This is a genomic window from Pilibacter termitis (assembly GCF_900167335.1).
GTDB lineage: Bacteria > Bacillota > Bacilli > Lactobacillales > Streptococcaceae > Pilibacter > Pilibacter termitis.
On the sequence record NZ_FUXI01000018.1, the window covers coordinates 29,840 to 55,873 of the forward strand.

23 protein-coding genes and 1 pseudogene are annotated in these 26,034 nt (G+C 37.4%); 10 read left to right on the forward strand and 14 right to left on the reverse strand.

The genetic code is table 11. From position 1 onward, the window contains the following. Positions 1-80 precede the first annotated feature (80 nt). The 10 genes from B5D30_RS08140 to B5D30_RS08185 all read right to left on the reverse strand — a co-directional run bounded on the left by B5D30_RS08140 (position 81) and on the right by B5D30_RS08185 (position 12,117). The gene (locus B5D30_RS08140) at positions 81-899 is read right to left on the reverse strand and encodes a LicD family protein (protein ID WP_078807573.1); all 819 of its coding nucleotides are present in this window, start codon (positions 897-899) and stop codon (positions 81-83) included. Between the two features lie 68 nt (positions 900-967). Then, complete coding sequence (locus B5D30_RS08145) at positions 968-2,122, reverse strand: glycosyltransferase (protein ID WP_078807574.1); 1,155 nt, start codon at positions 2,120-2,122, stop codon at positions 968-970. Positions 2,123-2,149: 27 nt separating this feature from the next. After that, complete coding sequence (gene wecB, locus B5D30_RS08150) at positions 2,150-3,277, reverse strand: non-hydrolyzing UDP-N-acetylglucosamine 2-epimerase (protein WP_078807575.1); 1,128 nt, start codon at positions 3,275-3,277, stop codon at positions 2,150-2,152. Positions 3,278-3,301: 24 nt separating this feature from the next. Beyond that, positions 3,302-4,417 carry a polysaccharide biosynthesis C-terminal domain-containing protein gene (locus B5D30_RS08155; protein ID WP_078807576.1) on the reverse strand — a complete coding sequence of 372 codons (1,116 nt, stop codon included), beginning with the start codon at positions 4,415-4,417 and terminating at the stop codon, positions 3,302-3,304. After that, entirely contained in the window at positions 4,417-5,439 is a 1,023-nt protein-coding gene (locus tag B5D30_RS08160) for a polysaccharide biosynthesis protein (RefSeq protein WP_078807577.1), read from the reverse strand. The genes B5D30_RS08155 and B5D30_RS08160 overlap by 1 nt, the downstream gene beginning before the upstream one ends. Beyond that, a complete protein-coding gene (locus B5D30_RS08165) occupies positions 5,440-6,657 on the reverse strand; it encodes a glycosyltransferase family 4 protein (RefSeq protein WP_078807578.1) in 1,218 nt (405 codons plus the stop codon). Positions 6,658-6,688: 31 nt separating this feature from the next. Then, a complete protein-coding gene (locus B5D30_RS08170; protein ID WP_078807579.1) occupies positions 6,689-8,458 on the reverse strand; it encodes a SpaA isopeptide-forming pilin-related protein in 1,770 nt (589 codons plus the stop codon). A gap of 21 nt (positions 8,459-8,479) precedes the next feature. Next, entirely contained in the window at positions 8,480-8,824 is a 345-nt protein-coding gene (locus B5D30_RS08175) for a DUF2304 domain-containing protein (RefSeq protein WP_078807580.1), read from the reverse strand. Then, the gene (locus B5D30_RS08180) at positions 8,817-9,560 is read right to left on the reverse strand and encodes a glycosyltransferase family 2 protein (protein WP_078807581.1); all 744 of its coding nucleotides are present in this window, start codon (positions 9,558-9,560) and stop codon (positions 8,817-8,819) included. Before B5D30_RS08180 ends, B5D30_RS08175 begins: the two co-directional genes overlap by 8 nt. Positions 9,561-9,795: 235 nt before the next feature. Then, positions 9,796-12,117 carry a transglycosylase domain-containing protein gene (locus B5D30_RS08185; RefSeq protein ID WP_144399539.1) on the reverse strand — a complete coding sequence of 774 codons (2,322 nt, stop codon included), beginning with the start codon at positions 12,115-12,117 and terminating at the stop codon, positions 9,796-9,798. A gap of 415 nt (positions 12,118-12,532) precedes the next feature. On the opposite strand from B5D30_RS08185, the gene B5D30_RS08190 reads away from it, so the two are divergent. The 3 genes from B5D30_RS08190 (at position 12,533) to tyrS (ending at position 15,138) form a co-directional block, all read left to right on the forward strand. Further along, entirely contained in the window at positions 12,533-13,045 is a 513-nt protein-coding gene (locus B5D30_RS08190) for a hypothetical protein (RefSeq protein ID WP_078807582.1), read from the forward strand. A gap of 375 nt (positions 13,046-13,420) precedes the next feature. Continuing rightward, entirely contained in the window at positions 13,421-13,549 is a 129-nt protein-coding gene (locus tag B5D30_RS14305) for a hypothetical protein (RefSeq protein ID WP_268802106.1), read from the forward strand. A gap of 323 nt (positions 13,550-13,872) precedes the next feature. Continuing rightward, a complete protein-coding gene (gene tyrS, locus B5D30_RS08195; RefSeq protein ID WP_078807583.1) occupies positions 13,873-15,138 on the forward strand; it encodes a tyrosine--tRNA ligase in 1,266 nt (421 codons plus the stop codon). A gap of 60 nt (positions 15,139-15,198) precedes the next feature. Here the strand turns inward: tyrS and B5D30_RS08200 are convergent, their stop codons facing one another. The 4 genes from B5D30_RS08200 to B5D30_RS08215 all read right to left on the reverse strand — a co-directional run bounded on the left by B5D30_RS08200 (position 15,199) and on the right by B5D30_RS08215 (position 17,983). Beyond that, the gene (locus tag B5D30_RS08200) at positions 15,199-15,417 is read right to left on the reverse strand and encodes a hypothetical protein (RefSeq protein ID WP_078807584.1); all 219 of its coding nucleotides are present in this window, start codon (positions 15,415-15,417) and stop codon (positions 15,199-15,201) included. 284 nt (positions 15,418-15,701) lie between these two features. Continuing rightward, positions 15,702-16,958 carry an MFS transporter gene (locus B5D30_RS08205; protein ID WP_078807585.1) on the reverse strand — a complete coding sequence of 419 codons (1,257 nt, stop codon included), beginning with the start codon at positions 16,956-16,958 and terminating at the stop codon, positions 15,702-15,704. Continuing rightward, positions 16,942-17,622, reverse strand: coding sequence for a TetR/AcrR family transcriptional regulator (locus tag B5D30_RS08210; protein WP_159443269.1), 681 nt, complete (start codon positions 17,620-17,622; stop codon positions 16,942-16,944). Before B5D30_RS08210 ends, B5D30_RS08205 begins: the two co-directional genes overlap by 17 nt. 178 nt (positions 17,623-17,800) lie before the next feature. Then, complete coding sequence (locus tag B5D30_RS08215) at positions 17,801-17,983, reverse strand: hypothetical protein (protein WP_078807587.1); 183 nt, start codon at positions 17,981-17,983, stop codon at positions 17,801-17,803. Positions 17,984-18,406: 423 nt separating this feature from the next. On the opposite strand from B5D30_RS08215, the gene B5D30_RS08220 reads away from it, so the two are divergent. From B5D30_RS08220 to B5D30_RS08250, 7 genes and pseudogenes are all read left to right on the forward strand, one after another. Beyond that, entirely contained in the window at positions 18,407-19,240 is an 834-nt protein-coding gene (locus tag B5D30_RS08220; protein WP_078807588.1) for a Cof-type HAD-IIB family hydrolase, read from the forward strand. A gap of 3 nt (positions 19,241-19,243) precedes the next feature. Continuing rightward, positions 19,244-19,582 carry a hypothetical protein gene (locus B5D30_RS08225; RefSeq protein WP_078807589.1) on the forward strand — a complete coding sequence of 113 codons (339 nt, stop codon included), beginning with the start codon at positions 19,244-19,246 and terminating at the stop codon, positions 19,580-19,582. Positions 19,583-19,662: 80 nt separating this feature from the next. Beyond that, the gene (locus B5D30_RS08230; RefSeq protein WP_078807590.1) at positions 19,663-20,619 is read left to right on the forward strand and encodes a sugar-binding transcriptional regulator; all 957 of its coding nucleotides are present in this window, start codon (positions 19,663-19,665) and stop codon (positions 20,617-20,619) included. Positions 20,620-20,934: 315 nt separating this feature from the next. Next, positions 20,935-21,243 (forward strand): PTS sugar transporter subunit IIB, encoded by a 309-nt coding sequence (locus tag B5D30_RS08235; RefSeq protein ID WP_078807591.1) that lies wholly within the window; start codon positions 20,935-20,937, stop codon positions 21,241-21,243. A gap of 12 nt (positions 21,244-21,255) precedes the next feature. Beyond that, positions 21,256-22,581, forward strand: coding sequence for a PTS sugar transporter subunit IIC (locus tag B5D30_RS08240; RefSeq protein ID WP_078807592.1), 1,326 nt, complete (start codon positions 21,256-21,258; stop codon positions 22,579-22,581). A 459-nt stretch (positions 22,582-23,040) separates the two neighbouring features. Next, positions 23,041-23,310 (forward strand): annotated as a pseudogene (locus tag B5D30_RS08245) (PTS lactose/cellobiose transporter subunit IIA); the annotation flags it as partial. A 271-nt stretch (positions 23,311-23,581) separates the two neighbouring features. Beyond that, complete coding sequence (locus tag B5D30_RS08250) at positions 23,582-26,029, forward strand: glycyl radical protein (protein WP_407675496.1); 2,448 nt, start codon at positions 23,582-23,584, stop codon at positions 26,027-26,029. The last annotated feature ends 5 nt before the right edge of the window (positions 26,030-26,034 follow it).

Consider the following 26,034-nt stretch of genomic DNA (forward strand, 5'->3'; position numbering starts at 1 on the left):
TCACTGTATCGCTTGAAACTTTAATTTCAAGTAAATAAACAACGTGATTCGCTGTTACAAACTCCCGAGAATGGCTCTTTTCACTTTTCTTTCCAATACCATTTATAATAGCCATGATTTACTTGTTTATCCTTTGGAGGAAGTTGCATATAATCTCCATATAACGCTGAAAGATAAGCATCATGATTTTTAATTTTTCGAGCTGTCAGATGTTCAAATGGACAGTCTTCATATTCCTGGAAAATTTCTCTTGGGAATACTTCTCTTGTGCCATAATATGATGCCACAAATCCCATTTTTTTCTCTTCCAAAGTAGCGTATTTTTGTACAAAAGTATCCAAATCGCTTGCAATTTCTTTCCATTTTCCATGCGCTTTTACAAACTGCGGAAATCTTACAATTATCTTAGCAAAAAATATCAACAAATTAGGTGCTGCTGCGTATGCGGGAAAACCATCACTTTCAAGTAAAATGGCTTTTTTACGTGCCTCCTTTTGAAACGCTTCGCGTTCTTCTTGCTTGCTTGGCAAAACATCCATAGGGAAAATATCTAATCCAACACCAATTCCAGGTTGATTATTTCCTGTCAAACTTTTTAAAACCGTTTTGGGATTGTACAATTTTGCAAATGGAAAAAGAGATTTTTGCGTTGTATAATGTAGCAATTTATACTCATCTTCATTTGCACGCAACACAGTCAATAATTTTTCATATTCTGTGCGTTCTAGCATAATGTCAATATCATCATCCCAAGGAATATAGCCTCTATGACGAATTGTTCCAATAAGCGAACCAGCGCAAAGAGAATATGCAATTCCCTCGTTTCGACAAATTTTATCAACGTGTAACAATAGTTCTAATTGACAATTTTTTAATTCTTCCGCAGTTAGTTGCCTCATATCGTTCTCCTTATGTTTGATAAGCGAGTACTCCACTTATCTTTCATCTGTATTTTTATGCTTTTTTATCAAAGAATTTCGCTATATTTTTCAACCATACCGTCTGCTGAAAATTCTTTTCCTCTTTTGCAACACGCTTTTCTCACTTCTTCCGTTGTCTGTATCGTTTGAACAGCCTCAAGTAAACCTATTACATTTCCTTGTTCAACGACAAGACCTGTTTTTCTATTGATTGCCTCTGGACTTCCACCTGTGTTGTAAGTAATCACAGGAGTACCGCAAGCAAGAGATTCAATATTGACCGTTGGAAAATTGTCATCATAGGTGGGATTAATGAATACGTATGCCTTAGAATACAGCTGTGCCAGTTCGTTTGTATCATTTGTACTTTCAATATGCACCAATCTCGGCGAGAGCGACACACCTTTTGGTACACTTCCTACCACAATAACTTGAAATTCATCAGACAGTTTTTCAGCAAGTATATTAATATCAGAAAGACCTTTTCTCTCCTCCCATATACTTGCAACTGCTAAAACAATTTTTTTCCTTTGTTTTTCTTGTTCTCGTGGATAAAAATCTGCTAAATCAATACCGTTATAAATCGTCTTGACCTCATTTTTCCCAAGAAATGACTTCTTTATAATCGTTGTCAACCAATTTGATGGTGTCACAAAAAGAATTTCACGCTTTGAAAAATATCGTTTTTTTAACTGTAAATTGCGTTGATACTTATCAATAAATGTAACTGGATACTCCTTTAACCTTTTTTTGGCATTAGGATTACTCTCTAGGTATACTTCTTCTTCTGGCAAATAAGCTGAGTGACCTGTTATTGTCCACATATCGTGCAGTGTCCAAATCACTTTTCCTTTAAATTCTTTGTTTAAGTAATCAAATAGAATAGGAAAATTCAAGTAATAACCATGAATATTGTGTAGATGAATGACATCTGGATTGTATTTTCTCAAGAAAGAGACAAATCTTTTCGTCACTCCTCGAGAAGAAAGCCCATGATTATCAAACAAAAATGTTTCCATTGCATGCTCGTACATATCAAATTTATTGCCAATTTTATACGATTGTATCTCTGGTGAAATACCGAGTCGACCATAACATACTGTACAATCATGTCCTGCTTTTACATAGCCAAAATACAAATCCTTGACAATCCTACCAGTTGACTTAGTATCTCCTAATACATTTACAAGCACAATTTTCATTTCTATTCCTCTACTATTTATATTTCTTTAATATTGTTTCCATACCACACGATTTACATAATCTGTATAACTTAAAATAATACGCAATACTTTCTCTGATACATTTGGCATACTATAATCAGCCACTTGACGCAACGTATTTTTCTCTTGTGTTTCAAGTATTTTCAACCCTTGCATGACACGCTCTACTACTAAACCAGTCATCATCACACTTGCCTCTTCCATTGCCTCGGGGCGTTCATGTGCTTGACGAATATTTAATGCACGAAATTGCAAAATAGATGATTCTTCACTAATCGTACCACTATCACTCAATACTGCTTTGGCATTCATTTGCAATTTATTGTAATCATTGAATCCCATTGGTTTTAATGTTTGAACTAGCTTGTGGAACGTTGTTCCCGTTTCTTCAATCATCTTGCGTGTACGTGGATGTGTAGAAATAATTACGGGCAATTGGTATTGTTCAGCAATCGTATTGATTGTTTCCACAAGATCAAAGAAATTTTTCTCTGATTGAATATTTTCTTCCCTGTGTGCTGAGAATAGGAAAAATTGATCTTTTTGAAGATTCAACTCCTCTAAAATTGTTGATGCCTCAATGTCCTCTTTTCTTGAATTCAACACCTCAAACATTGGGGAGCCTGTTTTAATTACTTGTTCTGCTGGCAACCCCTCTTTTAATAGATATTCTCGTGCAATATCGGAATAAGTCAAATTAATATCTGCTGTATGGTCCACAATTCTGCGATTGGTTTCCTCTGGTACACGTAAATCAAAGCAACGATTTCCTGCCTCCATATGGAAAATAGGAATATGGCGACGTTTTGCAGCAATTGCACACAGACAACTATTGGTATCTCCTAATACTAAGAAAGCATCGGGTGCAACTATTTCTAACACCTCATCAATTTTGATAAGAATATTTCCAACCGTTTCCATTGCACCCCCAACAGCTGCGTTTAAGAAATAATCTGGTCTTCTCAATTTAAAATCTTCGAAAAAGACTTCATTCAATTCATAATCATAGTTTTGTCCTGTATGCACAATAATATGTTCAACTGCTTCGCTTTCTTCTAGCTTTTGCATTACAGCAGACAGACGAATAATCTCTGGTCTTGTTCCGACGACTGTCATCACTTTTAGACGTTTCATATTTGGTTTCTCCTCGTTCTCAAATTAAACTACTTCAAAATAAGTATCAGGTCTTTCAGGGTCAAAAGGTTCATTTACCCACATAACTACTACCATATCTTCATTCCCTAAATTCTCAATATTGTGCGTATACCCCACTGGAATATCGACTACTTCGATTTTATCACCACTTACCATGTATTCAATCACTTCACTATCTGGTTGCTCCATACTTCTAAAGCGAATCACTCCAACTCCGGACACAACGGCAAATTTTTCATTTTTCGTATGATGCCAGTGATTTCCTTTGACAATATTTGGCTTGATAATATTCACTGAAACCTGTCCTCTATCTTTTGTACGAATGATTTCTGTAAATGAGCCACGGTCGTCTACATTCATTTTCAGTGGATAAGAGAAATCCTCTGTTGGTAAAAAACTTAAGTAGGTGCTATACAAGTTCTTCTCAAAACGATTATCCAATTTTGGCACCTGAAGATTCAGTTTCATTTCCTTAAAGTCTTCAATTAATTCCTTTAGTTCCCCAACTGTCACAGTATCATATTCTGGCACTTCATAGTAAAGACCATTTTTATGACCTTTTCCTTTTAAAAGAGACAACAATTCACGCACTACATCATCAATATAGCATAACTCAATCTTTGCACTAAAGTCGTTAATAGTCACTTCTTCCCCACGTGAAATTTTATAACAGAACGTTGCCACTACTGTATTGTAATTAGGACGTGACCATTTACCATATAAATTTTTAAATCTATAAACATAAACTGGAACATCTTCTGAGATTCCATATTCAAAAATTAACTTTTCTCCTGCTGCTTTACTTTTTCCATAAGAATTGTCAAGAGCAGCTTGAGAAGATGATGAAATCATAATAGGTGCTTTATTCCCTACTTTTTTCAACATTTCTAAGAGTTCACTTGTAAAACCAAAGTTTCCCTCCATAAACTCACTTTCTGTTTCTGGACGATTGACCCCTGCCAAATGATAGACAAATTCTGCTTGTTTCGCAAAATCTTCTAATCGTTCCTTTGGTGTATCTTGATCAAACAAAAATAAATCTGTATATCCTTGGTTTCTCAATTCTGCGGTTAGATTTTTTCCAATAAACCCTTTGGCACCTGTGATCAATATTTTCATCATGCTACCCCACCAAATAATTTAAGTTTCAGCAATAATTTTTTCATTCCTTCAACATCTAAACGCTCTGTGTTGTGAGAATGGTACTCATCAACCTTTTCAAAATCTACTTTACCCTCTGCAAAGTATTTATCATAATTCAAGTCACGGTCATCTGCTGAAATTCGGAAATATTCTCCAAAATCTTCTGCACGAATCATTTCTTCTTTCGTGACAAGTACTTCATACAATTTTTCTCCATGACGAGTACCGATATTTCTGATTTCTTGCTCAGAATTAGAAAGTTCTTTTACGGCTTGAGCCAATACATCAATCGTTGCAGCTGGTGCTTTTTGGACGAATAAATCACCTTGTTTTCCATGCTTAAATGCATAAATTACCAAATCTACTGCATCATCTAGTGTCATCATAAAACGTGTCATATCTGGATTGGTAATAGTAAGTGGCTCATTGTTTGCAATTTGGTCTACGAATAATGGAATAACAGAACCACGACTTCCCATTACATTTCCATAACGTGTACAGCAAATAATTGTTTGCCCGTCATTTAAGTTTCTACCTGCTGCAATTGCAACTTTTTCACTCATTGCTTTACTCATACCCATTGCATTAATTGGATAAGCTGCTTTGTCTGTGGAGAGAACAATTACTCTTTCTACTTTGTTTTCGATTGCACATTCTAAGACATTTTCTGTGCCTAAAACATTTGTTTTGACCGCTTCGATTGGAAAAAATTCACATGATGGAACTTGTTTCAATGCAGCAGCGTGAAAAACAAAATCCACTCCTTGCATTGCTTTTTGAATAGAACGACTATCACGAACATCTCCAATATAAAACTTAATTTTTTTGGATTCTTCAGGGTGAGTTGCTTGAAATTCATGACGCATATCATCTTGTTTTTTCTCATCACGAGAAAAAATACGAATTTCTTTTAAATCACTTGTTAAAAAATTACGCAATACAGCATTCCCAAATGAACCTGTTCCACCTGTAATTAATAATGTCTTATCTTTAAACATCTAAAATTCCTCCATCATTTCTTCTAATTCATCTATTAGCTTTTCTTTTGAAAAATGTTCTTGACTATATTGTAATGAATTTTTTCCTAGTTCTTGAATTTCTTCTTTTGATAACTTTAAAATCTCTTTTATTTTTTCAACTAACTGTTCTTCATTACCAGCATCACACACAAAACCACAATTTGCCTCCTTGACAATTTGTTGCACTTCGCCATTGGCTGAGGCAAGTATAGGTTTTGCACATGCTAGAGTAGATTGTACTTTTGCTGGAATCGCCTTGTCAAATAATGGGTTGGGCGCTAGCGAAATATAGGCAACATCACTATTGGCTAGATATTGCGGAATACTCATTGCAGGCTTTCTGCCAAGAAATTGAAAGTGTTCTTGAAGATGTTCTTTCTCAACCATTTTTTCCAGCTTTTCTTTTGAAAGTCCATCGCCAATCATTACAAATCGAAAATTGTAGATGCTTTCTTCGAGTAACCTTTTAACAATCTTTGGTAACAACTCAAGTCCTAATCCCGGTCCAAGATTTCCTGCAAATGTGATATTCAAGCGTCCATCTTGGATAATTTCTGTTTCTGGTGAACTCTCCTTTGGTGCATAAAAATCTTCTGCATATTGTGGCCAAAATTGTAATTTTTCATCTGAAACATTGCGTTCTTTGATTGCATCTATGTTACTCTTTGAAGATGATAAAATTTTATCTGAGTGCTTATAAACATAGTCAACCAATTTGCCAATTTGTTTCAAAACAAATAGACTTTTCACCCCTGTTACCGCCTCAACACTCTCAGGCCATAAATCTAATACGTACAGCAAGTGAGGGACCTTATGTTTTTTAGCATATTGCACTGCTGGAATTGCTTGCGTAATCGGCGATTGTGCGTATGTAAAAACAATGTCTGCTTTTACCTTTGTAAACAAATTCCATAAAAATCCTGTATTGACATAAGAAAGGTAGTTTAAACCTAATGTCAAAAAATTATTTTTCCGAGGTGTAATCGGTAGACGAATAACCCTTACACCATGAATCATTTCTTCTCTTTTGGAAAACCAACCATATCCTTTAAAGAAATTTCCCTCTGGGAAATTTGGAATCCCTGTAACAACAGTTACCTCATGCCCTCGCTTAACTAGACTCTCTGTAAGGTCATTGATACGAAATTGCTCTGGATAATAATGCTGGCTTATGACTAATATATGCTTTTTTTTCATATATTGATTGCCTCTTTCTTCCTTGATAACACTACGTTTTTAGTGTAATCACAGCGAGCAAGCTCACTGCAAAAACAATTGCAATGCTCAGGCATAATATGAGATACACTTTCGGCTGTTTATCTGAAAAACTTTGTGCTTGTTTTTGCCCTTTTTTTACATTGATAATAGCATTGTACTCTTCAAAACTATCGGTACGGGGCCAATAATCTGAGTTTGTAAATGAAACCCTTGGTGCATTTTGGTAAGATGTTTTACTCACGGTAAATGTATAAATATCTTGTTTTTTCTCATATCCGTCTTGGAATTTTGTTTGATACAAGAAATAAACATATTTAGTCGAAAGACCTGAAATCACCAACGCCCCCTCTTTTCCAGGTTCAAATTCAGCGATAGCCGTTTCTTTTTTCTCTATTGCCTTTGCTATTTCTTCTCTATTTAGTTCTTCATTCCCTTTCAAATTTTTCAACTGAAAATCTGGTATTACTTGCCAAATATAATCTTCTTTTACTGTTTTCTTCTCCACTACCTCTACTTTTCCTGTTTTATCTACTCTGAAGAGTGCAAAAGCTGTATTCGCTAGTGGCTTTCCTGTATTAACATCAGATACAAAGAAGTTTGCACCTCTAGCAATTAGAGTCGCTGAAGATACTTTACTATTTGATATATTTGAGTTTTGATCCTCTATAAGGGTATCAGCATATACTGTAGACATCATTGTTTTTCCAGCTTTACTTGCTATTTGTTCATTTTTTTTATATTTCACTCCATCTGCCATATAAATCAAAGGGAGACTATAATTTTCTTCTTTGTGCAAAGTCGCTGAAAAAGAAATCCGCACCTCTTTTTTTGATAAAAATGAATAAGGAAGTTCTAAATTATATCCTTTATAAAAAGGAATATTGTATTCAACTAATTGTTCTTGAAACTCTTTTAATGCAGTTTCCAAAGACTTTTCCTTAGAACTGTAAGGATTGTCGTTTGTCCAATTATCTTCCCTAGTTACCTTTAAATTTTCCCCCTCTAATTGAAAAGAATTAGGGTCAATTTCAAAGTTATACGTAGATGAAAATGATATTGAAATTTTTTTCACACCTTGTGGAATCTTTAGCACATAAGCAAATGTTGCTTTTTGACCATACCCGATAGCATATTCGTTTTCTTTGATTTTAGCATCTTTACTATCGGACACACCAGAAATTTTTTCCAATTTAATCTCGCTTCGCTCATCTTTAGAAAAATTAAATACTACATCTTTTTGAGTGTAAAAAAATTGCAACGGTATTTTACCGCTATAATCCATTAATATATACCAATGTTCTTTTGCCAATTCACCTTTTGCTTTCCATCTTGCATCTATAGACAAGTCCGTGGTAATCGTGTTATCTCCTTGATTCAACACATCGAAATAAACTCTTTGTGTCATAAAAAGAGTTTTCATTACCGTTCTCGTTTCTTCTTCCGAGAGCCTCTTCCCTTTTCCAAATGTTATGGATTGAAATACTGTTGAACCCGAAAAATCTGTTACTGTAACATTTTTTTCTTTTTTATTCACTTTAATTCCATCATTTTTTTTCAACGTTTCAAGAGCGACATCATTAAAATCATCATCCGTAAATGAACCTCGTTTCATCTTTTCAAATAAAACATTTACATCCTTCGCTTGAAACTTTGTCGTTCCTTGTGCTTTACTTGTTTGTATTTCTATTTTTACTTTTTCCATATTATTTGCTAAAATCACTTGCGTTTTAAGCACCGTCGCAAGAATTAACAACAAAAGAAGAACAACTTTTTTCTTCATGTTTCATTCCACTTTCTATTCCTATTTCTCTTCCTTCTCCGCAATCGAAATTTCCTGTATCAATGTCTTTATTTGTTTCTCATGCTCAATAATTTTGATGTGCTGGCTCAATGTGATAAACAGCAAGAGAGCAATGGCTGTGAACATTAGGAAATTTGAAAATGTGCGAAAGCCGATGAGTTTTGAGACGAAAATTAAAAGGTTTGGGAAGAAAGCTACGAAAAGCAATGCAACCGAAACAATCAACCATAATTTCATATGGCGAACTTCGCCTTTATCGTTGCGAACCAAATACATGGTGACACCAAAGAATAATAATGCCACACCTAACATGATAATGCGGAAAATAATCGAAGTATCAAACATTTTGTTTTTCCTTTCTAATCATTGCACTCATTAGCATAGAAAGTCCCACACTTGCCATATAGCCAACGGATTTACGAATGGTAATCGAAGACTCTCCTGTTGCTCTTGCAAACATATTGACAGGAACTTCCATGATTTTCTTATTCTTTTTATACAACAATACCAAACTTTCTGGTTCTGGATATTGCCGTGGATAACGTTTCGTAAAGATTTCAATGACACTCTTATCCGCCGCACGATAGCCACTTGTCACATCATACACTTGAATGCCCGTGACGATTTTGAGTAAAATAGACAAAATCTTAATGCCTGCTCGTCTTGCGTAACTTGATTGAAACTCTGATTCTGAGCCTTCAACATAGCGAGAGCCTAACGAAAAATTTGCCTCACCTGACAAAATTGGTGCCACTAACTGTGGTAAATAGGAAATATCATGCTGCCCATCGCCATCAAATTGTACTGCGATATCATAATCACATTTTTGTGCATAGCGGTACCCTGTCTGCACCGCCCCACCAATCCCAAGATTTTGAAAAAGGTCAATGTGATTGATATTGTTTTTTTGTAAAATTTTTCTCGTATCATCTGTACTACCGTCATTTATCACGACATAATCTATTTTTAAATCAGATGATTGCTGAAATTTTCTCACTTGCTCAATCGTCGCCTCAATTCCCTCTTGTTCATTATAGGCTGGAATAATGAGTAAAATTCGCTTCTCACTATTGTTCTTCATCTTACGTTTTCCTATCTATATCTATTGTTCTATTGGAAACTCTAAAAACTCATATTTAAAAATTGTTGGTTTCCCTAAAATAAAATCTCCGCTTTTAAGTTCACATACATTCTTTGCTATTTTACCTTACTTGACTGTTCTTTTCAATCTTGATTCGGAGAAATTAAGGATAATTTACATTCTTTACTCTAAAATCCCCGCATGAATGTATTCACGCGAGGACTCTTGTAGTTTTCTAATTCGTCTTTTTCAATCCGTCTTGAGCCGTTGGGTCGCTTCCTTTGTAGTCTGGTCGGCTCCATGCTTTTGCATAATCTTCTTTCGTGCCACCAATCCCAAACTCAAACGCAGACTGTGCCGCTCCATTTTTCGCCCAATAACTATCCACCGATTTCCCGGGTGTTTTCGTTGATTTTCCGTTTATTGTTACACTTCCGGGAAGTTCTCCTGTAAAACTTGAAACCGTGGATTTTATCACATCACTTGAGAGCGTAAAGCGTTCTTCTGCACCAAAAATTTCTGGTTTTGCTTGGTAAACCGCACTTAACACGCAAGCATTAAATGACCCTACATTATCACTTTGCTTAATATACATTGGCTGATTTTGGTCATACCCCGCCCAGCTACCAAACGTAATTTTCGGTGTAGAAACCATTAGCCAAACGTCTTTAAAATCATCACTCGTCCCCGTTTTTCCTACCCAATCTGCTTGAGCAAGTGTCGGATCAACGAGCTGCATCGTATTTTTAAAATTCGTTGTGATTTTACTATCAATAACTGAACGCATCATATTATTCATAATCGAGGCTGTTGCAGGCGAATACACTTGAGCTTTAACATCTTTATGCTCATAAATCACCTTTCCATTGCTATCCGTGATTTTTGCAATCATATAACTCTCATGGTATTCTCCATTATTCGCAAGTGTCTGGAAACCATTCGTTTGCTGGGCAACCGTCACATCTGCACCCCCACCCATTGGCAAGGATTCAATCGAATAATCTTTGATATTGAAATTCATTTTCTTCATATATTCTTCAGGCTGATACCCCTCACTTCTCAACGTTTGATACGTCCAATAAGCTGGGATATTCCACGACCACTCCAGTGCCTCACGCACGCTCATGTAGCGACTCGTTCCCGCATTTCCCACGTGCAAAATCGGCTGACCGTTGGAGTATTTTGTTGGAAAATTAGAAAGCTGACTTTCCGTTCCAATTAGCCCAACGTCAACAGCAGGGCCATAGACAAGTAATGGTTTAATCGTTGACCCCGGCGAACGCTCTGTATCAAGAGCATGGTTGTTTTGATTCTTCACAAAATCACGACCACCAATAAACCCTAGAATCGCTCCCGTTTGATTATCTAGCAGAACATTTCCTGTTTCAACTTCACCGTAAATGTTATTTCTATCCAACAAATAACCATTTTCTTTCATTGCCTGCTGCATTGTGTTGTAAATCGTCTCATCAATTGTGCTAATCACTTTATACCCAGAACGTCGCAAAGCACGCTCTGCTTGCTGATAATAGGCGTTATATGTTTTCGTATCATTCATATCCGCTTCTTTCAAACCAGCGTCTTTTGCCAATTTCCTTGCAAGGACATCTGTCGCTTGGTCTAGCACTTCGTAATAAAGGAAATCATTCAAATTTTGTTTCGCCGTCCCTTGTTGTTGGAAATCTTTCTTCAAATCATAGCCTTTTGCAGCTTGATAATCTTTTTCATTGATAAAACCTTCACGATACATATTGAACAGCACATTGTTTTTTCTAAGCAAACCTATCTCTAAATCTTTATCACTCTTAACTTTTCCTGTCGCATCATAAGGCGAGTAAACAATTGGACTTTGCGGAAGTCCTGCGAGAAATGCCGCTTGTGGAATACTTAACTCCTTTGCGTGCTTGCCAAAAATCCCAATCGCCGCCTCCTCTACACCTGCAATATTTTCCCCTTTATTATTGCGACCAAACGGTGAAACATTGAGATAAGTGGTTAAAATCTCATCTTTTGAAAAATGCTTTTCAATTTGCAAAGCAAGCATAATCTCATCTGCTTTACGCTTAAACGTTGGGTCATCGGACAAAATTTGTTGCTTGACAAGTTGTTGCGTTAACGTACTTCCACCAGAAGACGCACCTATACCAAGAGCATCACCTAACAATGCACGAAAAACAGCTTTTGGCACTACCCCTTTGTGTTTGTAAAAATACTCATCTTCGGTCGCAACAACTGCTTGTTTCATAATCGGAGCAATATCTGCACTTTTTATACGAGTCCTGACCAAATCACTTTTTATCGTGGCAATTTCTTTCCCATTGCTATATGCAAGTGTGGAAACTTCCTCAATATCATTGATTTCTTTTTCCAACTTTGACTTGCTTGGCGGACGAGTATCTGACACTAAATAGCTAAAATACCCTAGCCCAATCCCCGCACACAAAGAAAAGCCAAGCAACCCAAAACTCACGCCGACAAGCATAATCGCACGTGCCACACGAATGGTTATATTCAATCCCATTTTTAATTCTTTCAACTGCTTACTTTTTTCAGTCACTAAACGAACCTCTCAAACATAAAAGACTTCTCAAAAACACATAGTTTTCAGAGATAGCCTAAAAATATACAATGGGTACCTCTAAAAACTCACGCTTACCCAAAATTGCTAGTTTTTCGATTTTCTTCGTCAGTTTCCTCAACCTATGAACCACATAGCTTTCGTCAACTTCCTCGAAAATCGGAAAACTATCTAATTTTGGCTTAACCGGAGTTCTTAGAGGTACCCATATTTACCTCGTTATTATAACAAACTTCCCGCAAACAAGAAAGAGTGTTGACATTTCCAGTGAATTTTGTTAAAATATCTTTACATTCAAATATTTTGCGTATAATCGTTCAGCAAAAAATACTCTTTTTTGTTGGACGTTTTTTTGTGTGTTATTTGGATGAATACAATTTTCGGAGGAATTTACATGGATTTTCACAACAAATTGCCACGCTCAGGAAAGGAATTTGCATTATTTTTATTTATTGTCTCTGTCCTTTCTGTCAATCTCATCGCACCAACGATTACTTTTTTGGAAATAGGATTTTCAGTTGAAAATTATTTCAATACGTTAAAAATCCTACCATTTATGTGGATTGTCGTTGTGATTTTCGTTTTACTCACACATCCAATTGCTGAAAAAATGGCAAATAACATTACAGCTGAAAAAGATAGTTTTCATTCCAAAATGACGATTAACATTTTGTGCAATGTTCTTTTGATGTCTATTTTCCTTACTGTTATTGGCACTTGGATTGGTACAAGACAAATTTCACTTATGCCTATCACACATTTCTTCCAATTTTGGCCAAGGAATTTTACCGTGGCTTTCGGTGTAGAATTATTAATTGCTCAACCAATCGCACGTGGAATTTTGTTTGCAATCCATAAAAGAGCAGATATGGAAGTACAAAATTGGGGAATTGAAGAAAGCGAGTAACTAATTTTAAGGATACCTCTAAAAACGAAAACAGTAAAAACTACACAAAAAATGAAAAAAGTAAGAAAGATAACCATTTTTCATGGAAATCTTTCTTATTTTTTTGTATGATAGAAAATAGAAAAGCGAGCGGGGCGGTTTGAAGTCTGTGGTAGTGAGCCGTGCCGTTCATTTACTGCTACACTTCGTTTCGCATACAGTCTTTCTAAGAATCAAAGATTCTTGAAAGACTAGCATCAAAACGAAGTTTCGAGCGGCACTGCGAACAGCCACCAGACTTCTGCCCCTCGGAGCTAGACAAAGAAAAGCGAGCGGGGCGTTATGAAGTCTGCAACAGTGATCCACAGCATTTACTTGCTGGAAACGTAGTTTCCAGTGCTGTTGCGAACAGTTGCCAGACTTCAGCCCCTCAGAGCTAGACAAAGAAAAGCGAGCGGGGCGGTTTGGAGGTTGCAACAGCGAACACTGTCGTTTATTTACTGCTACACTTCGTTTCGCATATAGTCTTTCTAAGAATCAAAGATTCTTGAAAGACTAGCATCAAAACGAAGTTTCAAGCGACATTGTGAGCAGTTGCCAAACTTCAGCCCCTCGGAGCTAGACAAAGAAAAGCGAAGAGGGGCGGTTTGGAGGTTGCAACAGTGAACCGTGCCGTTTACTTGCTCGAAACGTTAGTTTCGAGCGGCACTGTGAACAGTTACCAAACTCCTGCCCCTCGGAGCTAGACAAAGAAAAGCGAGCGGGGCGGTTTGGAGATTGCAACAGTAAACGGCACTGTGAACAGTTTCTAGACTTCAGCACCATGTAGCTAAAAAAAGGAGGGCATTATGAGCTTAACATTTTTTGAAGAATTAAAAGAACGTGGACTCATTTTTCAGTCTACGGATGAAAAAGAAATTGAAAAGAAATTAAACGAGGGTTCAAGTAAAATTTATATCGGATTTGACCCTACGGCTGACTCATTGCATTTAGGTCATTTAGTGCCTGTTCTCATGCTCAAAAGATTCCAAGAGGCAGGTCATACGCCAGTTGCACTCGTCGGTGGAGCAACTGGAATGATTGGAGACCCGTCATTTAAAGATAGCGAACGCCAATTAAACACTGTCGAAGTCGTTCAAAATTGGTCGGAAGCAATCAAAGGACAACTTTCACAATTTGTCGATTTTGAAGGTGTGGAAAATGCTGCAATCATCGTCAACAACTATGATTGGTTAGGGAATATTTCACTGATTGATTTTCTACGTGATGTAGGAAAACATTTCACAATCAACTACATGATGAGCAAGGAAAGTGTAAAACGCCGTATCGAAACAGGGATTAGCTACACAGAATTTGCCTACCAAATCTTGCAAGGCTATGATTTTTACAAATTATTCAACGACTATGGCGTAGAATTTCAAGCTGGCGGAAGCGACCAGTGGGGGAACATTACTGCTGGAACAGAATTAATTCGCCGTATGACAGGGAAAACTGGATATGCATTCACACTTCCATTGATTACCAATTCTGACGGAAAAAAATTCGGGAAATCCGAGGGGAACGCTGTATGGCTTGACCCAGATAAAACTTCCCCTTATGAGTTTTATCAATTTTGGCTTAATGTCGCAGATGATGATGTTATTCCGTTTATGAAATATTTCACATTCCTTTCGCTTGATCGAATCGCTGAAATCGAAGGGGAATTTAACGAAGACCGTGGTTCTCGTTTAGGGCAAAAAATTCTAGCCGAAGAAATGACGAAAATTGTCCACGGTGAAAAAGCTCTTGAAGACGCAAAGCATATTTCAGAAGTATTGTTCAAAGGCGGGAATCTCAAGAGTTTACCTGCAAGTGTGCTTGAAAAACATTTTGAAAATGTTCCAAGCTACACTGCTCAAACCGATGAAAATTTCAATATCGTAGAATTACTTGTCGCAAGTCAGATTTCGCCTTCTAAACGTCAAGCACGTGAAGATGTCACAAATGGTGCAATTTACATTAATGGCGAGCGTGTGCAAGATTTATCCTACACCCTTGGCGAAACAGACAAGATTGACGAAAAATTCACGATTATCCGCCGTGGGAAAAAGAAAAATTTTATCATTCGTTATTAAAGAAAAGCCAAGTCGCTCGAGTAGACTTGGCTTTTTTAAAGGTAACTCTAAAAACGTGCATTAGAAAAACACCAAAGTTGTTTTCGTTGCAAGACTCATCTCTTGCAATATTTCACGAATTTTATGATAGGAAATATTTTTTCTGCTAATAACAGAAACCGTACTCGTTACTTCGTCCAATTTCACCTCGTCCACTTCTTCTAAAGAAATCAAGCGGAAAAACAATTCCCTTGCAACCGTTGTAAAATTTTGCTGTATCTTTATTCTTTTTTGTTTCATAATGTCACCTCTTCTAGCTACAAAGTGTTAAGGGTACCTCTAAAATCTTTGACACTTCGCATTTCGTTATTATCATGATCCTATCCTACAAAACTAAGCTTAACACAACCTTATTTCATTTTCATCGGGCTTTGGGAGGAGATTGGCGAGGAAAATGGGGAACTGGCGATTTTGGGGAAGGGGAGTGTTTAGGCTTACCTAAAAACTCATGAACTCTGGTTAAAATTTTAACTTCATACATTTTTATTTGATACATTATATTAATTGCGATTTAACTTTAGAACTCAGTCAATCAACACACTTTCTTCTTGTTCCCTCTCCATTTTTTTCTTTTTCATCAACACTTCTTCATACGTCCAAACATCTTTTATTTTGTAACAAAGAATTGCACTTGCAAAAAATCCAATGGTTGCTATCAAAAAAGTGTAATGGATACCTATTTTTTCTGCAAATGGTGTGATAAGCACTAGACCTAGTGGCGTTGCCATATTAAATAGGGAAAATGTTATCGCCATAATTCGTCCAAGTATTTCTTTTTTGTAAGTTTCCTGTAAAATTGCAAAAAAACTCGCATTGATAACTGGAAAACTGATTCCAGCTATCAATGAAATCAACATGAAAATCAATAGACCATCCCTGTTTTTCGGCAAAAAAGTTGTCATAGAATAGACGATACCCATGAAAAGAAAAGTAATTGCCAGCATTTTTATTCGGTTTTTCATTCCTATACCACTTCCAATTACTACACCACCTATAACCATTCCTACACCAGACAACATTTCCACTATCCCCACTTGTGCAAGTGTGCCATGAAAATAACTGGTCGTCATCAACGGGTAAAAACTAACTGCTGGCATGAAAAGAAAATTGCAAAGTAGGGCAATCATCATGGAATAACGCATCGCTGGAATTTTCCATAGCTCGTTTACGCCATACTTCATATCAGCTATCGGGTGTGGCTTTTCTTCTTTTCGTACAACTTGTGGTAATTTTAACAAAAGTAAAATACCGCACCCTATCATTGCTCCAAAAATATCTAGCAACACTATTTGGTGAATGTCGAAAATAGTAAGCAAAAAAGCTGCAGCAACAGGAGATATGACCATATTGATTGCACCAATTGCTGAAAATTGTCCGTTCGCTTTGGTAAAATCTTTTTCTTCTACCATAGTAGGAATAATCGCCTGTATCGTTGGCTGTTGAAATGCTTGCCCTCCCGCACGCATACCAAGTGCAATAAAAATCAGCACTAAAGGCATTTTTTCAACCATTTCTCCGCTGAAAAATAAAACAATCGCAAATAGTGCAACGCAACTATCACTTATCATCAAGATATTTTTCCGACTAAAACGGTCTATTATTCCCCCGATAAATAATCCTAGCACAACCATCGGCAAAATGCCTAACATAGTGGCAATGCTCAAAATCGTTGCACTTCCGTATTCTGTCGTCAAGTACCAAATCAACGCATATTGTACAAGCATACTTGTGAATCCTGACACAAATTGACCAAATAAAAAACATTTAAACTGTACGTTCATCCTTTCCCCTCTCTTCACTAACTGTGTATTCCTTACTTAGATTAGAAAATGCCGTTTTTAATTCTGACATCTCTCCATCTTTACAGCCCAATATCCGCTCAATCCCCCAAGTAACCGCTCGAATTTGCAATTCTAATTCTTCAATGGTCAAATTTTGCATTTCTGATAAATCAAAAGCTCTTATCCGCCTTAAAATAAATTCTACGCTCTCTTTGGGATAAGATGTATCAAAAATCCCTTCCTCCACCCCTTTTTCTATCACTTTCCCTAGGATTTCTGTTATATCACGGAAAAATACTATTTCCACTCTCTGATAAATCAACGCATTTTCTGGACTAAGTAGATATTCCACCATTGAAACACCGTCAATATCGTTCATATTCAAACTAAGAAGAATTTTTATCACTCGCTCCTTTGTGGAAAGTGAGTAATCATCTGCAATTTTTTTCACCTTCGTCATGATAAATTTACGATACCTTTCGATTACAGCATCAACAATTTCTTCTTTCGAGGCAAAATGATAAAAAATCGCCCCCTTACTCATTCCTAACTCCTCCACAATATTTTGCATAGTCGTTTTTGCATAGCCTTTTTCTGCAAACAATCTTGCCGATATTTCAATAATTCGTTGTTTTGTTTTCTCTGGATTATTTTTTCTTGCCAAAATGATTCTCCTCCAATCTTATATTTTATTATTCTATACCTTCATTAAAACATACTGACGGTCGGTTTGTAAAGAGTTATTGTGAAGTTCCTATTTTTTGTAATAAAAAGTCTACAAAAAAACAACCTCATTTCTGAAATTGTCTCTTAATTTATGATAAAATCCTTGAACTTCTTCTCTACTCCACCACCCCTAATTTTAGCCAACGTTTTGATACAATCAAGCTTACAACAAAAGAAATCGCAAGCAAAACAGTGAGGAAAGCAATAATTTGAAGATTCGACAAAAATGAAAGTGGTGAGTTTTCAGTTAAAAGAAATGTTTCAACTTTCTTGCTAAACGTATTTGATGCCTCAAACATTGCCACGTGTTTTCCAAATCCACCGACTGCTACTAAAATTACCGAAGAAATAATGAATAATTAATAACGGCATAATTTTACTTTTGAATCGAATCAATGCAAATTGAAAATTTCTTAGCTCAACTCACTACTCTACACCAAAACCATATAAAATTTTATGGGTACCTCTAAAAACTTCGTTTAAGATAGTTTTTCTTGTTTTCAAGGAAATCGACGAAAGCTATATGATTCATAGGTTGAGAAGGCTGACGAAGAACTAGCAATTTTGGATAAATGTTAGTTTTTAGAGTTGCCCTTAAGAGTACTTCTACACATTTTCACTTGCTCAATATTTCTCCAACGCACTTCATTTCCTTTCTTCTGCAAGAAAAGATAAAATAAGAGGGAGGTTTCTTTTATTTTTATTCAAAGGTAGGTATTTTTATGTTAACTAGAAGTAGAGAAGATTTGCGTGAACACGCAAAAAAGATTAAGGCGATATTTTTTGACATTGACGACACGTTGCGTTTGAAAGATGAAGAATTTATGCCTGAAAGCGTTAAGGACGTTTTTCGTAGATTGAAAGAAAAAGGAATACTTACAGGGATTGCCTCGGGTCGTGCGTATCATGCCATTGTGCCTGAGGTGCGAGAGTTAGGGGCAGATGTTTATGTGACAATTAATGGGCAGTATGTTATCACACCGAGCGGGGAAGAACTTTATTCTAATCCTATTCCTTCGGATGTTGTGGAGCGTGCGATTGAGTGGGCGAAATCTGAAAATGTGGAGCTTGTATTCATTGGAAGTAGCAACGTTGCGTTGACGAAGTGGAACGAATACGGCGAAGCGGCACTTCCAATTGTTTACGGTCGGGGGATTATCGAATATCCGAAATTTCATGAAAAACACCGAGTGTATCAAATGTTGACGATTAATGAAAATGCGGAAAGTCTTGTTTTACCAGAGGAATTGCGGCAGCACGTTCGTCTTGTGAAATGGCACCCTTATTCTAATGATATTATTCCTCTTGGCGGTTCTAAAGCAAACGGAATTGCTCGAGTGATTGAAAGCCTTGGACTTACACCAGATGAAATTATGGCATTTGGTGATGAGATGAACGATATTGAAATGTTCAATTTTGTTGGCATTGCAGTTGCAATGGGGAATGCCAATTGGAAAGTCAAACCTCTTGCGGATTATGTAACAAAGACGGTGACAGATGACGGCATTTTAGATGCTCTTGAAACACTTGGGATTTTGGATAAAACGGAGGATTAAAAGATGATTTATTTAAAACTATTTCTAGCAGGGGCATTAATTGCCAATTTTTTCCCACATTTTATCATGGGGGTAACGGGTCAGAGATTTCCTACACCTTTTGTAAAAAATCGTCGTTCCGAAAATGTTCTCGAAAGAACGTCAAGTGCAATGGTGAACATGATTTGGTCGCTTTGGAATTTAGCATTGGCTGGTTCTGTTTTCTACTTTGCACTGGTCAACCACGCTGATGAAGGAAAATTAGAATTTTGGTTGCTTTCACTGTTTCTCGGGTTTGTCTTTATGGGCGTGTTTGCTGCGAAGGTCTTTGGTATGCGAAATGAACACTTACACCAAAAATAAGACTCACCTAATCAAACGGGAGAATTTGTACTTGATGTACTAGGAGGCAAATTCCCCCGAAAAAAATATAAGGGGATAAAATGAAAGAAGATAAGAGAAGACTGCTGGCAAAAATCGCCTATCTGTATTATGTGGAGGACAAAACGCAGGCACAAATCGCCAAAGAGCTAGACATTTACCGCACGAGCATTAGCCGAATGTTAACGCAAGCCAAGCGTGAGGGCATTGTCAAGATTGAAATTCAAAATACAGATGCCGAGCTTTTGGCTTTGGAAAATCAGTTTAAAAATAAGTACGGATTGAAATATTTGGAAGTATTGCCAAACAATCCTACGATTTCTACTGCTGAGCAAGAGGAACTTTTTGCAGAACTTGCGGGGAGTTTTGTTCGCAAAATTATCAAAAACGACCAGACGATTGGGCTGTCATGGGGTTCAACACTTTCGAGGGTTATTCATCATATTAATAAAAAAACAGCGAAAAACCTTTCGATCGTCCCACTTGCTGGAGCCCCAAGTCATACAAATTCTCGTTTCCATGTGAATACTTTAGTTTATGAGTTGGCAAAGAAAACGCAAGGACATAGCGTTTTCATTAATACTACGGTTATTCAAGAAACTCCTCAGCTGGCAAATGGGATTCTCTCCTCAAAATATTTTGGTGAAATCAAAAATTTGTGGGAAAAATTGGACGTGGCGATTGTCGGAATTGGTGGGCATCTTGCGACAACGGAAAGTCAATGGCGAGATTTATTGACACTTTCTGACAATCGTTTTTTACAGGCAAAAGAAGTCGTAGGCGACTGTTGCTGTCGATTTTTTGATAAAGACGGAAATGTTGCCAAAGGTGAACTTTATGAACGGACAATTGGCATTACCCTTGAGCGATTAAAAGAAGTCCCGATTTCTGTCGGGATTGCGTATGGCGAGGAAAAAGCTCAGGCGATTTTAGCCCTTTTAAAACAAGGAGCGTTGAATACTCTGATTACGGATCAAAATACTTTGCTTGAGATGAAAGCGTTGTGGGAGCTAGAGTAGCCATAAATCTAATCTGGATACCTCTAAAGGAGACTGAGTTAGCAACAGTCTCTTTTTTGCCGCCAAATATTTCACTTATTTTTCGCACAAATGTGCAATTAAATCATAAAACAATTCAATTTCCACATTTCCACTTGAGAAAACGTTTACTAGGTTGTATGATTTAGTTGCGAAAGTAAATAAATAAGTTTCATTTAAAAATGATTTTATTTTCACATGAATAAACAAACGAAAAGGAGGGGGCATCATACACTGCTACATTTATGAACATTATTTATTTGCTAACAAAAAAATTATTTATTGGAGGAATTACTCATGATTAAAATTCGTTTATTTTGTGCCGCAGGTTTTTCAACTGGAATGTTGGTAAATAATATGCGTGCCGCTGCAACAAAAAAAGGCATCGAAGTAGATATTCAAGCAGATTCTCAAGCGAAAATCGCTCAACTTGTCGAAGGAATTGACGTTGCACTCTTAGGACCGCAAGTCAGCTACACGCTTGACAAGTCGAAAAAAGTTTGTGATGAAAAAAATGTACCAATTGCTGTGATTCCAATGAGCGATTATGGAACATTAAACGGAGAAAAAGTGCTGGATTTAGCATTAAATCTAATGCAAGGATAACGGGAGGAAACTATGAAAAATTTTAATTCGCAAGCAATTATTGCCCCGATTATGCGGTTTGTCAATATGCGTGGCATTATCGCTTTAAAAGACGGGATGCTGGCAATTTTGCCACTTACGGTTGTCGGGAGTATCTTTTTGATTATCGGTCAAATTCCGTCAGAGCAGATTAACAAGGCTATTGCTGATGTTTTTGGCAAGGACTGGACAGAGCCATTTATGCAAGTGTACTCTGGGACATTTGCGATTATGGGCTTAATTTCTTGTTTTGCGATTGGCTATGCTTATGCGAAAAATAGCGATGTTGAGCCATTACCTGCTGGAGTTTTATCTCTTTCAGCATTCTTTATCACACTAAAATCATCCTATATACCAGAAGCCGGGGAGCCAATAGGGGATGCAATTTCAAAAGTATGGTTTGGTGGGCAAGGAATTATCGGAGCAATTATTATTGGTTTAACAGTTGGAGCGATTTATACTTTCTTTATCCAAAAGAAAATCGTCTTGAAAATGCCTGAGCAAGTCCCTGAGGCGATTTCCAAACAATTCGCAGCCATGACACCTGCGTTTGCTATTTTCTTGCTTTCCATGATTGTGTATATCATCTCAAAGAAAGTGACAGACGGCGGAACCTTTATCGAGATGATTTACAAAGCTGTTCAAGTGCCACTTCAAGGACTTACTGGTTCTCTTGGTGGAGCAATCGGAATTGCGTTTTTCATCTCATTTCTCTGGTGGTTTGGGGTACACGGACAATCTGTTGTCAACGGAATTGTTACCGCCCTTCTTCTCTCCAATCTTGATGCGAACAAAGATTTGCTTGCAAAAGGACAACTTTCTGTTGAAAATGGAGCACACATTGTAACACAACAATTTTTAGATAGCTTTTTGATTATTTCAGGAAGTGGGATTACTTTTGGGATTGTGATTGCTATGCTATTTGCCGCGAAATCTCAGCAATATAAGGCACTTGGAAAAGTTGCGGCATTTCCTGCAATTTTCAATGTAAACGAGCCAATTATTTTCGGTTTTCCAGTCGTGATGAATCCGATTATGTTTGTACCATTTCTTGTTGTGCCAATTATTTCAGCGTTACTCGTGTACGGAGCGATTGCGATAGGATTTCTCGCACCATTTTCTGGTGTGACACTGCCGTGGAGTACACCTGCGATTATCTCTGGTTTAATGGTCGGTGGTTGGAAAGCAGCATTGTTGCAAATCGTCATTTTGGCAATTTCAACTGCCGTTTACTTTCCATTCTTCAAAGTGCAAGACAAAATTGCTTATGAAAATGAGTTGAAACAAGCAGAACTTGATAAGGAGAGCGTGGGAGCATAATGGAGAATCAAGAACATTTAGAAGCGATTATGAATTTAAGGGTACCTCTAAAAACTCATGCTCACCCAAAATTGCTAGTTTCCTGATTTTCTTCGTCAGCCTCCTCAACCTTGTCTAGCTACGAGGGGCAGGAGTTTGGTCGCTGTTCGCAACAGCACTGGAAACTTCGTTTCCAGTAAATAAATGCTGTGACTCACTACGACAAACTCCTGTTCGCCCCTCTTCGCTTTTCTTGTTGTCTAGCTGCGAGGGGCTGAAGTCTGGCAACTGCTCACAATGTCGCTAGAAACTTACGTTTCTAGTAAATGAACGACAGTGTTCGCTGTTGCAGACTTCAAATCGCCCCGCTCGCTTTTCTTGTCACCACATAGCTTTCGTCGGTTTCCTCAAAAATCGGAAAACTATCTAATTTTGACTTAAGCGGAGTTTTTATAGGTACACTTAATCATCTTTGGCTAAAATGCAAAAAGTAGTGCTATGGAGGCGATTTCTGCTGCAAAAGCTCGGGATTTTTCGATTGCAGAGGAAAAAATCACAACTGCTGAGGAGTCTCTTATTCAAGCACATCATGCCCAAACAGATATGCTAACTCAAGAGGCTCAAGGCAATCACATGAACGTCACACTTCTTGCCGTTCACAGTCAAGATCATTTGATGACCTCCATTTCTTTTACCGATTTAGCAAAGGAAATCGTGGAAATTTATCGTGAATTGCCTGCGAAAAATTAAAGGCGGACGCTAAAGATTGAGAGACTTGGACATAAAAAAGAAATATATGGGCACCTCTAAAAACTCACGCTTATCCAAAATTGCTAGTTTTCCGATTTTCTTCGTCAGTCTCCTCAACCTATGAACCACATAGTTTTCGTCGATTTCCTCGAAAATCAAAAAACTATCTAATTTTGGCTTAACCGGAGTTTTTAGAGGTGCCCATATGTCTAGGTCTCTTTTTCTTTACTTTCGTACGAAACTATATTATAATTCATATGAAAATATTAAAATGAATGGAGCGATTAAAATGTTAGCAACTGAAACAAAGAAAACTGAGAACTACTTTGGCGATTTGACCAAAAGAATGGCACATTTTCGTGAGGAAGTTCTCTCAACAAAGCCTTATGTTTGTGCAGAACGTGCTGTTTTGACAACTGAGGCTTACAAAGAACATCAAGATAAACCACTTGTGCTAAAACGTGCGTTGATGTTGAAAAATATTTTGGAAAATATGTCGATTTTCATTGAAAAAGATACACTCATTGTTGGAAATCAAGCAAAAAATAATCGTTCGGCTCCTATCTTTCCAGAATACGCAATGGACTGGGTGGTCAATGAATTAGACGAGTTTGAAAAACGTGACGGAGATGTCTTTTATATCACCGAAGAAACCAAAGAAGAACTTCGTAATATTGCACCTTTTTGGTATCATAACACGACAAAAGACAGAGGACTTGCGGCAATCCCTAGTGCCTCTAAGTTATTTTACGATTTAGGAATTATCAAAGCCGAAGGGAATATCACCTCTGGAGATGCTCATATTGCCGTGAGCTATGAAACGGTTATCAACGAGGGGTTGATTTCCTATGAAAAACGTGTGAAAGAAATGCTTGCAACTCTTGATTTGACAAATGTAGAAGATATGAAAAAAATGTACTTTTACGAGGCAACGCTCATCACGCTTGAGGCAATCCAAACATTCGCCACTCGTTTTTCTGAGCTTGCACTTGCACAGGCGAAAACTGCTGATACTAAACGCATGGAAGAATTGCTTGAAATCAGTCGCATTTTGAAAAAAGTACCCTATCAAAAAGCGGATACGTTCTACGAAGCGGTGCAAGCCATTTGGTTGATTCAATTGATTTTGCAAATTGAAAGTAACGGTCATTCGCTAAGCTATGGACGAATGGATCAATACCTCAATCCATTTTTAGAACGTGACCTAGCAAACAAGACAATTACCGAAGAAAAAGCGGTGGAATTACTGACAAATCTCTGGATTAAAACTATTACGATTAATAAAATTCGTTCATGGAGCCACACACAATTTTCTGCGGGTTCTCCGCTTTACCAAAATGTCACGATTGCAGGACAGACAACGGAGAAAAAAGATGCGGTGAATCGTTTGAGTTATCTATTGCTAAAATCCGTCGCTCAAACAAAATTGCCACAACCAAATTTGACCGTTCGCTATCACGCTGGTCTTACACCTGAATTTATGAATGAATGTGTCGAAGTGATCAAACTAGGAATCGGAATGCCTGCGTTTAACAATGATGAGATTATCATTCCTTCCTTTATTTCTCGTGGCATTGATGAAAAAGATGCGTACAATTATTCTGCCATTGGTTGTGTGGAAACGGCAGTTCCCGGAAAATGGGGGTATCGCTGTACTGGTATGAGTTTTATCAATTTCCCTAAAGTGCTGACAATTATTATGAATGGTGGAGTCGATCCGAAAAGCAAGGTGAAGTTAATTGACGGCATTAAGCCTTTTAGTGAAATGAAAAGTTATGATGAGCTATTTGCGGCTTGGGATGTGGTAATTCGTGATTTCACTCGCCATTCTGTTATCATTGAAAATGCTTGCGACTGGGTGCTAGAAACAGATGTGCCTGATGTGTTGTGTTCGGCATTGACACAAGATTGTATTGGTCGTGGGAAAACGCTCAAAGAAGGCGGTGCCGTTTATGACTTTATCTCTGGTTTACAAGTAGGAATTGCCAATCTTGCCGACAGTCTCGCTGCAATCAAAAAACTCGTTTTTGAAGAAAAGAAAATTACCCCTACTGAACTTTGGGAGGCTATGAAAAATGATTTTGCAGGCGAAAAAGGCAAGGAAATACAAGAGTTACTTTTGTATAGCGTAGGAAAATATGGAAATGATGATGATTCTGTTGACCAATTAGTTGTTGATGCTTATAACTGCTATATTGACGAAGTGGTCAAATATCCAAATACTCGTTTTGGTCGTGGACCAATCGGTGGCACTCGTTACGCTGGTACTAGTTCTATTTCTGCAAATGTCGGGCAAGGACATGGTACTATGGCAACACCAGACGGTCGCAATGCATGGACACCATTAGCAGAAGGTTGCTCACCTACTCACGCAATGGACACAAACGGACCTACTGCGGTATTGAAAACCGTCGCAAAACTTCCGACAAAAGATATTACAGGTGGTGTTTTATTGAACCAAAAAGTAACACCGCAAGTATTAGCCAAAGAAGAGGATAAACTGAAATTAATCGCACTTTTGCGTACTTTCTTCAATCGTCTGCATGGTTATCACATTCAGTACAATGTCGTAAGTAGAGAAACACTTCTTGACGCCCAAGCACACCCAGAACGTCATCGTGATTTGATTGTACGTGTAGCAGGATATTCTGCATTCTTCAATGTCTTGAGCAAAGCTACACAAGATGATATTATTGAACGTACAGAACACACGCTTTAAAAAAG

What these genes read in the sequence shown, in the direction of transcription:
- B5D30_RS08140 (WP_078807573.1), bottom strand. Translation starts at nt 899, where the DNA reads ATGAGGCAACTAACTGCGGAAGAATTAAAAAATTGTCAATTAGAACTA.
- B5D30_RS08145 (WP_078807574.1), bottom strand. Translation starts at nt 2,122, where the DNA reads ATGAAAATTGTGCTTGTAAATGTATTAGGAGATACTAAGTCAACTGGT.
- wecB (WP_078807575.1), bottom strand. Translation starts at nt 3,277, where the DNA reads ATGAAACGTCTAAAAGTGATGACAGTCGTCGGAACAAGACCAGAGATT.
- B5D30_RS08155 (WP_078807576.1), bottom strand. Translation starts at nt 4,417, where the DNA reads ATGAAAATATTGATCACAGGTGCCAAAGGGTTTATTGGAAAAAATCTA.
- B5D30_RS08160 (WP_078807577.1), bottom strand. Translation starts at nt 5,439, where the DNA reads ATGTTTAAAGATAAGACATTATTAATTACAGGTGGAACAGGTTCATTT.
- B5D30_RS08165 (WP_078807578.1), bottom strand. Translation starts at nt 6,657, where the DNA reads ATGAAAAAAAAGCATATATTAGTCATAAGCCAGCATTATTATCCAGAG.
- B5D30_RS08170 (WP_078807579.1), bottom strand. Translation starts at nt 8,458, where the DNA reads ATGAAGAAAAAAGTTGTTCTTCTTTTGTTGTTAATTCTTGCGACGGTG.
- B5D30_RS08175 (WP_078807580.1), bottom strand. Translation starts at nt 8,824, where the DNA reads ATGTTTGATACTTCGATTATTTTCCGCATTATCATGTTAGGTGTGGCA.
- B5D30_RS08180 (WP_078807581.1), bottom strand. Translation starts at nt 9,560, where the DNA reads ATGAAGAACAATAGTGAGAAGCGAATTTTACTCATTATTCCAGCCTAT.
- B5D30_RS08190 (WP_078807582.1), top strand. Translation starts at nt 12,533, where the DNA reads ATGGATTTTCACAACAAATTGCCACGCTCAGGAAAGGAATTTGCATTA.
- tyrS (WP_078807583.1), top strand. Translation starts at nt 13,873, where the DNA reads ATGAGCTTAACATTTTTTGAAGAATTAAAAGAACGTGGACTCATTTTT.
- B5D30_RS08200 (WP_078807584.1), bottom strand. Translation starts at nt 15,417, where the DNA reads ATGAAACAAAAAAGAATAAAGATACAGCAAAATTTTACAACGGTTGCA.
- B5D30_RS08205 (WP_078807585.1), bottom strand. Translation starts at nt 16,958, where the DNA reads ATGAACGTACAGTTTAAATGTTTTTTATTTGGTCAATTTGTGTCAGGA.
- B5D30_RS08215 (WP_078807587.1), bottom strand. Translation starts at nt 17,983, where the DNA reads ATGTTTGAGGCATCAAATACGTTTAGCAAGAAAGTTGAAACATTTCTT.
- B5D30_RS08220 (WP_078807588.1), top strand. Translation starts at nt 18,407, where the DNA reads ATGTTAACTAGAAGTAGAGAAGATTTGCGTGAACACGCAAAAAAGATT.
- B5D30_RS08225 (WP_078807589.1), top strand. Translation starts at nt 19,244, where the DNA reads ATGATTTATTTAAAACTATTTCTAGCAGGGGCATTAATTGCCAATTTT.
- B5D30_RS08230 (WP_078807590.1), top strand. Translation starts at nt 19,663, where the DNA reads ATGAAAGAAGATAAGAGAAGACTGCTGGCAAAAATCGCCTATCTGTAT.
- B5D30_RS08235 (WP_078807591.1), top strand. Translation starts at nt 20,935, where the DNA reads ATGATTAAAATTCGTTTATTTTGTGCCGCAGGTTTTTCAACTGGAATG.
- B5D30_RS08240 (WP_078807592.1), top strand. Translation starts at nt 21,256, where the DNA reads ATGAAAAATTTTAATTCGCAAGCAATTATTGCCCCGATTATGCGGTTT.
- B5D30_RS08250 (WP_407675496.1), top strand. Translation starts at nt 23,582, where the DNA reads ATGAATGGAGCGATTAAAATGTTAGCAACTGAAACAAAGAAAACTGAG.